Source organism: Hydrogenophaga sp. (genome assembly GCF_031426985.1).
Taxonomy (GTDB): domain Bacteria; phylum Pseudomonadota; class Gammaproteobacteria; order Burkholderiales; family Burkholderiaceae_C; genus Hydrogenophaga.
The window spans coordinates 443-10,807 of record NZ_JASJOY010000007.1 but is presented as its reverse complement, the minus strand read 5'-3'; the positions used below and the strand labels follow the sequence as shown (position 1 = coordinate 10,807).

General features: G+C 67.3%; 10 protein-coding genes and 1 pseudogene. 3 read left to right on the top strand and 8 right to left on the bottom strand.

Annotation, left to right across the window (positions count from 1 at the left end; all coding sequences use genetic code 11):
• From RMP09_RS01050 to fliF, 4 genes and pseudogenes are all read right to left on the bottom strand, one after another.
• Positions 1–661, bottom strand: a pseudogene (locus RMP09_RS01050) (flagellum-specific ATP synthase FliI); the annotation flags it as partial.
• Positions 654–1,379, bottom strand: coding sequence for a flagellar assembly protein FliH (locus tag RMP09_RS01045; RefSeq protein WP_310564154.1), 726 nt, complete (start codon positions 1,377–1,379; stop codon positions 654–656). The pseudogene RMP09_RS01050 and the gene RMP09_RS01045, both read right to left, overlap by 8 nt.
• Complete coding sequence (fliG, locus tag RMP09_RS01040; protein ID WP_310564153.1) at positions 1,363–2,358, bottom strand: flagellar motor switch protein FliG; 996 nt, start codon at positions 2,356–2,358, stop codon at positions 1,363–1,365. The genes RMP09_RS01045 and fliG overlap by 17 nt, the downstream gene beginning before the upstream one ends.
• 33 nt (positions 2,359–2,391) lie before the next feature.
• Positions 2,392–4,062: a flagellar basal-body MS-ring/collar protein FliF gene (fliF, locus tag RMP09_RS01035; protein WP_310564152.1), complete on the bottom strand. Its 1,671-nt coding sequence runs from the start codon at positions 4,060–4,062 to the stop codon at positions 2,392–2,394.
• A 262-nt stretch (positions 4,063–4,324) separates the two neighbouring features.
• Between fliF and fliE the strand changes: the two genes are divergently transcribed.
• Positions 4,325–4,639 (top strand): flagellar hook-basal body complex protein FliE, encoded by a 315-nt coding sequence (gene fliE, locus RMP09_RS01030; RefSeq protein ID WP_310564151.1) that lies wholly within the window; start codon positions 4,325–4,327, stop codon positions 4,637–4,639.
• A 310-nt stretch (positions 4,640–4,949) separates the two neighbouring features.
• Here the strand turns inward: fliE and RMP09_RS01025 are convergent, their stop codons facing one another.
• From RMP09_RS01025 to RMP09_RS01010, 4 genes are all read right to left on the bottom strand, one after another.
• Complete coding sequence (locus RMP09_RS01025) at positions 4,950–5,240, bottom strand: flagellar protein FliT (RefSeq protein WP_310564150.1); 291 nt, start codon at positions 5,238–5,240, stop codon at positions 4,950–4,952.
• A 2-nt stretch (positions 5,241–5,242) separates the two neighbouring features.
• Entirely contained in the window at positions 5,243–5,677 is a 435-nt protein-coding gene (gene fliS, locus RMP09_RS01020) for a flagellar export chaperone FliS (protein WP_310564149.1), read from the bottom strand.
• A 196-nt stretch (positions 5,678–5,873) separates the two neighbouring features.
• Positions 5,874–7,292: a flagellar filament capping protein FliD gene (gene fliD, locus RMP09_RS01015; RefSeq protein WP_310564148.1), complete on the bottom strand. Its 1,419-nt coding sequence runs from the start codon at positions 7,290–7,292 to the stop codon at positions 5,874–5,876.
• 172 nt (positions 7,293–7,464) lie between these two features.
• On the bottom strand, positions 7,465–8,310 hold the full coding sequence (locus RMP09_RS01010) for a flagellin (RefSeq protein ID WP_310564147.1): 846 nt from the start codon (positions 8,308–8,310) through the stop codon (positions 7,465–7,467).
• Between the two features lie 1,000 nt (positions 8,311–9,310).
• Here RMP09_RS01010 and flhD point away from each other — a divergent pair.
• Complete coding sequence (gene flhD, locus RMP09_RS01005; protein WP_310564146.1) at positions 9,311–9,649, top strand: flagellar transcriptional regulator FlhD; 339 nt, start codon at positions 9,311–9,313, stop codon at positions 9,647–9,649.
• Positions 9,650–9,765: 116 nt separating this feature from the next.
• Positions 9,766–10,305 (top strand): flagellar transcriptional regulator FlhC, encoded by a 540-nt coding sequence (gene flhC, locus RMP09_RS01000; RefSeq protein ID WP_310564145.1) that lies wholly within the window; start codon positions 9,766–9,768, stop codon positions 10,303–10,305.
• Positions 10,306–10,365 lie beyond the last annotated feature (60 nt).

Sequence of the window (10,365 nt, the reverse complement as noted above, 5' to 3'; positions counted from 1 at the left end):
CGCCGATCAGGCCGACCACGATCACGTCGGCCTTGGTGTAGCGGGCCATCATGCCCAGCAGCACCGACTTGCCGACGCCCGAGCCGGCGAACAGGCCGATGCGCTGGCCGCGGCCGACGGTGAGCAGCGCGTTGATGGCGCGCACGCCGGTGTCCAGCGGCTCACGGACCGGGTCGCGGTCCATCGCGTTGAGCGGGGCGCGTTCCATGGGGGCCACGTCCACGTCGGTGATCGGGCCCTGGTGGTCCAGCGGGTGGCCGTGGGCGTCGACCACGCGGCCCAGCAGGCCCCGGCCCATGGGCAGGCGCAGCAGGCCGCGGTCGGCGGGCGAGGGTGGCTTGTTGTCCTGCCCCACCTGGGGCACGGTGCGGTAGGGCGGCAGCGGTGTCACGCTGGCGCCGCTGGCCAGGCCGTGTGTGTCGCCGGCGGGCATGAGGTAGGCGCGGTCGCCCGCAAAGCCCACCACCTCGGCCAGCACCGGGTCCTTGGCGCCGTTGCCGATCAGGCACTGCGAGCCGACCGGCACGCGCAGGCCCACGGCTTCGAGCACCAGGCCGGCCAGGCGGGTGAGGGTGCCGCGCACTTCCAGCGGCGTGGGAGCGTTGGCGCTGGTGCGCAGGTCGTCCATGAAATGGCCCCAGCGGCTGACCGGTTCAGTCATCGCGCGCCTCCTCCGGGTTCCATTCCAGGCTCAGGCCCAGGTTGCCGATGGCCCGCGCCCAGCGCTTTTCGATGGTGGCGTCCACCACCGAGCTGGGCGATTGCACGAGGCAGCCGCCGGGCGAGATGTCGGCGTCGGCCACCAGCTCGGGGGCGCTTTCGCCCAGGGTCTCGATCAGCGCGCCTTTCATGAGCGCCAGGTCCTGCGGGTGCATGCGCACCGTGGCGGGCAGGCCGTCTTCGACCATCTGCTCCAGCGCTTCGCCGATCACGGCGCGCAGGTGGCGGGTGTTGACCTTGAGTTCCTGGCGCACCACCTGGCGGGCGAGGTCGCACGAGAGTTCGAGGATCTGGCGCGCGATGCGCTGCTCGCTGGCGATCAGCTGGTCGCCCATGCTGTGCAGCAGCTGGCCCATGCGCACGGCGGTTTCTTCGGCGCTGCGGCGCACGGTGGCCTCCAGCGCGTCGCGGGTTTCCTGGCTGCCGGCGTCGTGCCCCTGCTGGAAGCCTTCGGCATAGGCCTGCTCGCGCGCGGCCTGCAGCAGCTGTTCCAGGTCGGCTGCGGGGGTGGGGTCGGCTTCGGCCGGGGCGGGCGGGGGCGTGGCGTGGCCGACGTCCATGGCCGAGAAGCTCCAGGCCGCGACCGCGGCGATCTCCTCGCGCGGGATGAAGCGCGAGTGCGGGCTGGGCTTGGCCGGGGGTTTAGACGAAGCTGTCATCGCCGCCTCCGCCCATCACGATCGTGCCTTCGTCGGACAGGCGTCGCACGATCTTGAGGATTTCCTTCTGCTGGGTTTCCACCTCGGACAGCCGCACCGGGCCGCGCGATTCGAGGTCTTCGCGCAGGCTTTCGGCCGCGCGGCTGGACATGTTGCCCAGGATGTGTTCCTTGAGTTCGGTGCTCGCGCCCTTGAGCGCGAGGATCAGGGCGTCGCCGCCGACTTCCTTGAGCACCATCTGGATCGACTTGTTGTCCAGCTTGAGCAGGTCCTCGAAGGTGAACATCTTGTCCATGATCTTCTGGGCCAGGTCGTTGTCGAGCAGGCGGATGGATTCGATGACCGTGGTTTCGAGCGCGGAGCCCAGGAGGTTGATGATGTCGGCCGCCGTCTGCACCCCGCCCAGCGAGGTCTTGCGCACCTTGTCCCCGCCGGCGAGCACCTTGTAGAGCACCTCGTTGAGGTCCTTGAGCGCGGTCGGCTGGATGCCTTCGAGCGTGGCGATGCGCAGCATCACCTCGTTGCGCGAGCGCTCGCTCAGGTGTTTGAGCACGCCGGCCACCAGATCGGAATCGAGGTGCACCAGGATGGCGGCCATGATCTGCGGGTGCTCGTTGCGCAGCAGTTCGGCGATGGACTGCGCGTCCATCCACTTGAGGCTTTCGATGCCCGAGACATCGCTGCCCTGCATGATGCGGTCGATCAGCAGCGAGGCCTTGTCGTCGCCCAGCGCACGGCGCAGCACCGCCTTGACGTAGTCGTTGGTGTCGGACACCAGCAGCTTCTGCGAGGCGGCTTCGTCGGTGAAGCGGGTCATGACCTCGTTCACCTTCTCGTGCGAGACGGCGCGCATGCCGGCGATGGTCTCGCCGAGCTTCTGCACTTCCTTGGGCGTGAGGTGCTTGAACACCTCGGCCGCTTCTTCTTCGCCCAGCGACATCAGAAAGATCGCGGCGTCGTGGGTTCCCTGGTCTTCCATGGGGCTTCCTCTGTCAGGCTCGGGGATGGGGGATCAGGTTTCGCCGTTGACCCAGCCCTTGACGATGTTGGCCACGGCCACCGGGTTCTCCAGTGCCAGGCGCTTGGCATCGGCCAGGCGTTTGTCGGGGGTGACCACCGGATCGGGTTCGGGCAGGGCGGGGCGGCCGAGGTCCTCGTTGAGCACGGCGTTGAGCTGCGGCACCGCGGGCTCGGGCCTGGGCAGGGTGGCCGGCGTCTTCATCAGCTTCAGGCCCGGGCGCACCATGCCCATCAGGACCACCAGACCCAGCAGCACCATGCCGGCGGGGAACGCCATCTCGCGCAGCAGGTCCTGGTTGTCGGACTGCATCCACCAGGCCGGCGGCGCTTCGTCGCTGGGCTTGTTTTCGCTGAACGGGGCGTTGACCAGGTTGACCGAGTCGCCGCGGTCCTTGCTGAAACCGATGGTCTCGCGCACCAGGGCGGTCATCTGTTCGAGCTGTTCGGGCGGGATCGCGGTGCTGGTGGGCTTGCCGCTCTTGGGGTCGGTGCCGCCGCGGTGGTTCACCACCACGGCCGCGGTCAGGCGCTTGACGGTGCCGGTGGCCTCGCGCACCACCTTCACGGTCTTGTCCACTTCGTAGTTGATGACCGATTCGCGGCGCTGGTTGCCGGCCTTGTCGGCGGCGCTGGCCACGCCCAGCGGAGCGGCGGCGCCGTTGATGGGCGCGGTGCCGGTGGCCGGCGGCTGGTTGGTGGTGGCCCCGGGCACGCCGGCGGGCTGGGCCAGCGCCGCGGTGCCGTCTTCGACGATCTGCTGGCTGCGCACCGTGCCAGGCTCGCCACCCTGGTTGGGTTTGTGCAGTTCGCTGGTGGACTCGACCTGGGAGAAGTCCATCTCGGCGCTGACCTGGGCCTTGACGTTGCCCACGCCGACCAGCGGCTCGATCATGTCCAGGATGCGGCGGGTGTAGAGCTGCTCGATCTGCTGCGTGTACTGCAGGCGCTGCAGGTCCATGCCCTGGGACTGGCCCTCGGGCGCGGCCGACAGCAGCGAGCCGGCATCGTCCACCACGCTCACCGACTTGGGGTTCATCTCGGGCACGCTGGACGCCACCAGGTGCACGATGCCCGCGACCTGCGCCTTGTCCAGCGTGCGGCCCGGGTGCAGCGTCAGCAGCACCGAGGCGCTGGGTTTTTGCTGTTCGCGGAAAAAGCCGTTCTGGTTGGGCAGGGCCAGGTGCACGCGCGCGGCCTGCACGGAAGACAGCGACTGGATGGAGCGGGTGAGTTCGCCTTCCAGGCCGCGCTGGAAGGTCAGGCGCTCCTGGAACTGGGTCATGCCAAAACGGTTGGCTTCCATCAGCTCGAAACCACTGACCGAGCCCTTGGGCAGGCCTTGCGAGGCCAGGCGCAGGCGCACGTCGTGCACCTTGTCGGCCGGCACCATGATGGCGCCGCCACCCTCGGCGTACTGGTAGGGCACCTGCATCTGCGAGAGCTGCGCGACGATGGCGCCGCCATCCTTGTCGTTCAGGTTGGCGTAGAGCACCCGCATCTCGGGCTGGCGGCCCATGAAGAACAGGGCCAGGGCGACCGCCAGCAAGGCCAGTGCACCCAGGCCCAGCTTGATCTTCTGGGCGTTGTCCAGCCGCGCAAAGCCCGCGCTGAGCGCGTTGCGGTGGACCGGCTGGAAATCGACGTCGGCGACGGTGGTGCTCATGTCAGTGGCGTCCGGCCGCCCGCAGCCGCTGAAGCTCCCCCTGGGGGGGCAGCGGACGAAGCGGGCGTGGCGGTGTTTTCATGGGGAGGCGGTGGGTTCGGTCACAGGCAGGGGAAAGCCCCCTGTTGCGAACGATTATTCGGGGCCGCTGCCCCCGGCAGTGCCATGAAAAGGCCCCGCTTTGTGCCCCTATTCCCGGCGCGGGCGCCGCGGGCCTTCACTAGCATCGGCTCTGACCCATTTCCTGTGGAAGGACACCGCCATGGACCTGCGAATCGCCTCCATGCCCAGCCAAGGCCTGGGCTCCATTGCCCAGACAAAACGGCCGGCCGCTGGCAGCACCGCCGTGGCCGGCACCGGCTTCGCCGACAACTTCAAGAGCGCGCTCAAGAGCGTGAGCGCAGCGCAGAACGAAGCCACGCGCCTGCAGACCGAGGTGCAGCTGGGCAACCCCAAGGTCAGCCTGGAAGAAACCATGCTGGCCATGCAGAAAGCACAGATCGGCTTCCAGGGGGCGCTGCATGTGCGCAACCGCATGGTGTCGGCCTACACCGACATCATGAACATGAGCGTTTGACCCCCCCCCATCGCTTGCCCACTTCGTGTGGCCGCTCCGCCCCTCAAGGGGCAATGCGTGCGGCCCGGCAAAGCCGGTTCCACCGCATTCTGGGCTGAACTTCCCCTCGCTCGTTGCCTGTCAGTTTCCGGCGCGCGTGCCTGCGTCCAGGGCACCGCGCAACTGGCTTTGCCAGGCCGCCAGTGCCGCCCCCTGGGGGGCTGAGGGCTGCGGCTCCAAGTCTGCCTGCGCAGACTTGGACAGCCCGAAGTGACACCGGCTCCGACGGTGGCGCGGCCGGCAAGGCACGCCGCAGGCGGCGCGGGGGGGATCAATGAATCTTCGTGTCCATCAACTGCTCGAGATCGTTCAGCCAGGGCTCGGCCAGGCAGCGGATCTCGGCGTCGGCGCGCAGGATGCGCTGCATGATGCGGGTCTTTTCCTTGTGCTCGTCGGGTGCGAGTCGGTCGGTGCGCGATTTGTGGCGCAGCTGGGCGATGAGCACGGCGCAGGCGCCTTCGAGGTGCACCACCTCGTCCCAGTTCTCCGACTGCGCCGCGGCCAGCATTTTCTGGCTCGCGTTGTCGATCGCCTTGTAATAGTCAAGCAGGCTGTGGGCCATGGTCAGAGCTCCTGGCCCGCGACGGGCTGCAGATACGCCGGGCCGTTGCCGTTGATCAGTTTCCACGACTCGGCGACGGGTTCGATCAGCCGCACCACTTCTTCCAGCGCAGCCGCGTCGTTGTGGCGGTTGCCTTGCGTCAGGCGCAGCACGCTGTAGTCGTAGAGCTGTTGCAGGTTGGCCGCGATCTCGCCGCCTTCGCGCAGGTTCAGGCCGGCCTTGAGGCCTTCTTCGATGATGCGTACTGCCTTGCCCAGGGCCGCGCCCTTGGCCGGAATGTCCCCGCGCTGCAGGGCGCCGCGCGCCGTCGCCATGGACTGCAGCAAAGCGTCGAACAACAAGCCCACCAACTGGTGCGGGTCGGCGGTCTGCACGCTGGTTTCGGCGGCAACGCGCCGATAAGCGGAGGCGGCGCGGGAATGGACGGAAGTGAACATGGTGTCGTTTCCTGGTGTCTGATGCCTTTTTGTATCGGCATCGGCGCCGGGGACTGTAGCCATCGGCGCAGACAAATGAACCGGAAAGTACATGGTGTTCTTGGTGGTGTGTTGGTCGGCGGTCGTCAACAGAACATCAGGTCTGGCACGGCGTGTCGGTGTGCGTTTTCAGGCCTGCTGGCAGGGTGCGGCAGGGTCAGCCGGCGTTGTTCCACAGCGTGATCTGCTGCGAGACGAAAGTATTGAGGGCGTTGAACTTCGCCACCGTGGCGTCCATGGCGTTGTACTGCGCCAGGTAGCGCACCTCGGCGCGGGACGCACGCTCTTCCACCTTGTCCTGTTCCCGGCCATTGCGGTCCAGCGACTTCTGCAGTGCCGTCGTGCGCGTGCTGACCAGGCCGTCGACCGACAGCAAGCCATCGGTGAAGGCCTTCATCTTCCGGCCAAAACCTTGTGTGGCTGCGTCGCCGGTGTCCACCGTGAACAGGCTCTTGACCGCGTCGGGGCTGGCCAGCGCGGCGTCGAATTTTTCGCTGTCGAGCTTGAGCGTGCCGCCGGTCTGCATCTCGATGCCGATCTCCGACAGGCGCGTGAAGGGCGTGCTGGCGGTGACCGAACGCATCATGCCGCGCAGGGCGGTCTGCAAGCCCACGGCGCTGGAATCGCCTTGCAGGGTGCCCGCGGTCTTGGAGCCCGCGTCGTACTTGGTCACCGTGGCCAGGTTGTTGGCCAGGGCGTTGTACGCGTCCACGAAGGCTTTCACGTTGGTTCGGATGGCGTCGAGGTCGGTGCTGACATCGATCTCCACCGGTTCCGTGGTCACCTGCGAGAGCTGGAGCGTCAGGCCCGGCAGCGTGTCGCTCAGGCGGTTGCTGGCCGACGTGATGGACACGCCGTTGACGGTGGCCAGGGCGTTCTGTCCGGCCTGGGTCTGGCTGGTGCCGGTGGCGCTCATGCCATCGAAGCTCAGACGCGACAGGCCAGACGCGTCGGTGTCGTTGCCATCGTCGTCACTGGCGGTGATGCGAAAACCGTTCTCCAGGCCCGTGGCTTTGGAGCGCAGCAGCAGGCGTTCGCCCGAGGCGTCTTTGAGCACGGTGGCGCTCACCCCCGCGTCGGCGTCGTTGATCTTGGCGGCGATCTCGGCCAGCGTGTCGTCGCCGGCGCCAATGGTCACGCTTACCGGCGTTGCAGCGCCGGCGGCGAAGCTGCCGGCGTTCCAGCTGCCCAGCTCGATGGTCAGGCTGCCCGTGCCCACGCCGGTGCCGCTGGCCACCGCGGTGGATGCGGTGGACTGCGCCTTGGCCAGTTGCGAGACTTCCATGGTCAGCGAGGTGGCGGGCGCACCGGCCGCCGCGGTGACGCCGATGGCTGTGGGGTTGGATGAACTGGCGGTCACCGCGTTCCAGCCGCTGCTGCCGGCGAGTTTGTTCGCGGCATCGCCCAGCGTCGACACCTGGGACTTGATGGCCCCGAAGGCCGAGAGCTTGGTCTGGATCGACGAAGCCTGCGTCTCCAGCTGCGCCAGTGGGGCTTTTTCCAGCGCCACCAGCTGCGAGACGATGGTCTGGACATCGATGCCGCTGCCGATGCCCGGCGACGAGATGGTGGACATGGGGACTCCTGGTCAGGATGGACGCACCGCACGTCGGCCCACGGGGGGCGCATGCGGTCTGTGCATCCCGCTGCCTTGGCAAACGGGAAAGCGGCGGGGCACCGCAGTGCCACCGCCGCCGGGTGCGCCGGGCCTTGTGAAGGCCTGGCGCGTCCGGTGAAGGCCGGGTCGATCAGCGCAGCAGAGACAGCACGCCCTGGGGCAGCTGGTTGGCTTGGGCGATCATGGCGGTGCCGGCCTGTTGCAGGATCTGGCCGCGCGAGAGGTTGGCCGTTTCCGTGGCGAAGTCGGCGTCCATGATGCGACCACGCGAAGCGGCCTGGTTTTCAGCCGCCACCTGCAGGTTGGAGATCACGGTGTCGAAGCGGTTCTGCACGGCACCGAAGCCAGCGCGGGCGGTGGTGACCTCATCGATCGCCACGTCCAGGGCGTCCATCGCGGTGCGGGCGCCGGCAGCGTCCGTGCCCAGCGTGGCCACCGTGCCGTCGGCCGTGGCCGTGGTCATGGCGGCGGCGACGTCGGTCGTGGTGACGCTGATCTGGTTGTCGGTGGCGCTCTCGGCGCCCACCTGGAAGCTGAACACGCCTGCCGTGCCGCCGGCGCCGGTCAGCAGCTTCTGGCCGTTGAATTCGGTGCTGGTGATCACGCGGCCGTTTTCTGAAGCCAGGGCCTTGAATTCCTTGTCCAGCGCCGCGCGATCGCTCGTGCCGTTGGTGTCGTTGGCGGCCTGCACGGCCAGTTCACGCATGCGCTGCAGGTTGTCGCCGATCTTGGCCAGCGCGCCTTCAGCGGTCTGCGCCAGGGAGATGCCGTCGTTGGCGTTGCGGATGGCCACCTTCATGCCCTTGACCTGCGCGTTCATGCGCTCGGCAATGGCCAGGCCGGCAGCGTCGTCCTTGGCGCTGTTGACGCGCAGACCCGAGGACAGGCGCTGCATCGAGGTGGCCAACGAACCCGACGATTGGGCCAGGTTGCGTTGTGCGTTCAGGGACATCACGTTGGTGTTGATGGTGGTCATGTCTTACTCCTAAAAAATTGAAAAAGGTAATCCGGCATTCCTGCCGATCTCAACGTCCACTTTGCGGTGAACCGCCATGACCGGTTGCTGGTGACGCGCCGGTTGGGCCCTGGGACCGCTGACCGTCTCGCCGCTTCGCTTGCCGGACGACGAACCTTTTTAGAAGTCCGTTGAGTTCAATTTCGGTGGCCCCGGCGTATTCTTTAGCGGCGGTTTGTAACGGGTGTGTTCGATAAGCCGGGTTTGTCAAGCCTTGTTCCGCGCTTCGGCCGGGCGTGTTCTGGGTGAGGGCGGTGGGTCAAGCGACACGCCGTCGACCGTTGCGCTGCTGACCCGTTCACCTGCCGTTGCCGTTGCCAGTGTGCGGAGCGAAGTGGCTGGGCTGCGGGTCCTCGGTCGGTCCGCTGCGCCCGCGGGGTGTGCTGCAAGCCAGGGCGTTCTTGTGTGGGTGTATCGGTCGGCGGGGGGTGATGTTGAGTCGTGCCGCGGCGCCCATTCAGTGCGCAGTGCGCGTGTGGATATGCACCGGCCGACCCGGTGTGACGAGACGGGCAGACGCAAGCTGTGAAGCGCAGGGCCTCGTTGCATTCCGGGCCTCGCGCGGCGGAAGCCGCATCGGCAGCAAAGCACCACGCGGGCAAGCGGTCGCTTGTTGTGATGCCCCCGTCTGCGCGCCGGGGTGCCATGGGTTGGGGTTGGACGTTCCCCGCGGGCTTCGGAGGGGCGTGCCTCGCTCCGATGTTCTTCGCCGCGCTGGCGTCTGCCCGGGCGCCATGACTGTGCCCTCGTGTGGGCGATCCAGGCCCGCAGAGGCAGGACGCCTATGCATACCAAGGTTGTAGGAAGAAGGATGACGCGGTGTGGGTGCGCTTCCGACAGTGTGAACAGCCATTTACCGATTCAAGTTTTGTGACCACTCGACACAATTGAACACATCGGGAAAGCAAACGTAAGCAAACCGCCAGCGAAGCCCACCCGCCGATCACTCAAGGAGCACCCCATGGACAGCGAACAACTCTTGGCCGAAATCCGCGAAGCCAACCTGACCTACCTGATGCTGGCGCAGAACCTGATCCGCAAGGACCGCGCCGAAGCCCTGTACCGCTTGGGCATCACGGAAGAAGCCGCTGACCTGCTGGGCATGCTGTCCACCGCCCAGCTCCTGAAGATCGCATCGAGCAACATGCTGTTGTGCCGCTTCCGTGTGGACGACGACCTGGTGTGGAACCTGCTGACCAGCCACAACGTCAAGAAGGTGGACAACAGCACCACCACCCAGCTGCACGCTTCGATCCTGATGGCCGGCAAGTTCGCCGATTCCATGGCCACGGCGCACTGAATATTTCCCCCGCGCCGCCTGCGGCTTCACCCCCCAGGGGGCGGCGCTGGAGGCCCGGCGGAGCCGGTGCCTCGGCGCCTTGGCATTTCCCTCGGTCTGTATTTGGAGTTCGCATCATGGCCACCGCAAAAAGCATCCTGAACGAGTCGCGTGACATCGAGCGCGCCGTGGCCCTGATCAAGCTGGGCGCGCGCCTGCAGGTGCTGGAATACGAAACCAGCCTGTCGTACGAGCGCCTGTTGCGTCTGTACAAGGAAGTGGCCGGCAAGAGCCCTTCGAAGGGCCAGCTGCCGTTCTCCACCGACTGGTTCCTGACCTGGCAGCCCAACATCCACGCCTCGCTGTTCCTGAACATCCACGAGTACCTGTCCAAGTCCAGCGACCTGGAAGAGATCGACGCGGTGATCAAGGCCTTCCGCCTCTACAGCGAGCAGATGCAGGCCAGCGCGATCGAGCCCCTGCTGTCCGTCACCCGCGCCTGGCGCCTGGTGAAGTTCGTGGACAGCGGCATGCTGACCCTGACCAAGTGCTCCTGCTGTGGGGGGAACTTCGTCACCGAGCCGTACGAGAACGCCAAGCACTTCACCTGCGGCCTGTGCCAGCCACCGGCCCGCGCGGGCAAGGGCTCCACCAGCGGCGGACTCCGCTTGCACTGAAGGCTCCCCCCCCCCCCCCCCCGGGGGGGGGGGGGGGGGGGGGGGGGGGGGGGGGGGGGG

What these genes read in the sequence shown, in the direction of transcription:
- RMP09_RS01045 (WP_310564154.1), bottom strand. Translation starts at nt 1,379, where the DNA reads ATGACAGCTTCGTCTAAACCCCCGGCCAAGCCCAGCCCGCACTCGCGC.
- fliG (WP_310564153.1), bottom strand. Translation starts at nt 2,358, where the DNA reads ATGGAAGACCAGGGAACCCACGACGCCGCGATCTTTCTGATGTCGCTG.
- fliF (WP_310564152.1), bottom strand. Translation starts at nt 4,062, where the DNA reads ATGAGCACCACCGTCGCCGACGTCGATTTCCAGCCGGTCCACCGCAAC.
- fliE (WP_310564151.1), top strand. Translation starts at nt 4,325, where the DNA reads ATGGACCTGCGAATCGCCTCCATGCCCAGCCAAGGCCTGGGCTCCATT.
- RMP09_RS01025 (WP_310564150.1), bottom strand. Translation starts at nt 5,240, where the DNA reads ATGGCCCACAGCCTGCTTGACTATTACAAGGCGATCGACAACGCGAGC.
- fliS (WP_310564149.1), bottom strand. Translation starts at nt 5,677, where the DNA reads ATGTTCACTTCCGTCCATTCCCGCGCCGCCTCCGCTTATCGGCGCGTT.
- fliD (WP_310564148.1), bottom strand. Translation starts at nt 7,292, where the DNA reads ATGTCCACCATCTCGTCGCCGGGCATCGGCAGCGGCATCGATGTCCAG.
- RMP09_RS01010 (WP_310564147.1), bottom strand. Translation starts at nt 8,310, where the DNA reads ATGACCACCATCAACACCAACGTGATGTCCCTGAACGCACAACGCAAC.
- flhD (WP_310564146.1), top strand. Translation starts at nt 9,311, where the DNA reads ATGGACAGCGAACAACTCTTGGCCGAAATCCGCGAAGCCAACCTGACC.
- flhC (WP_310564145.1), top strand. Translation starts at nt 9,766, where the DNA reads ATGGCCACCGCAAAAAGCATCCTGAACGAGTCGCGTGACATCGAGCGC.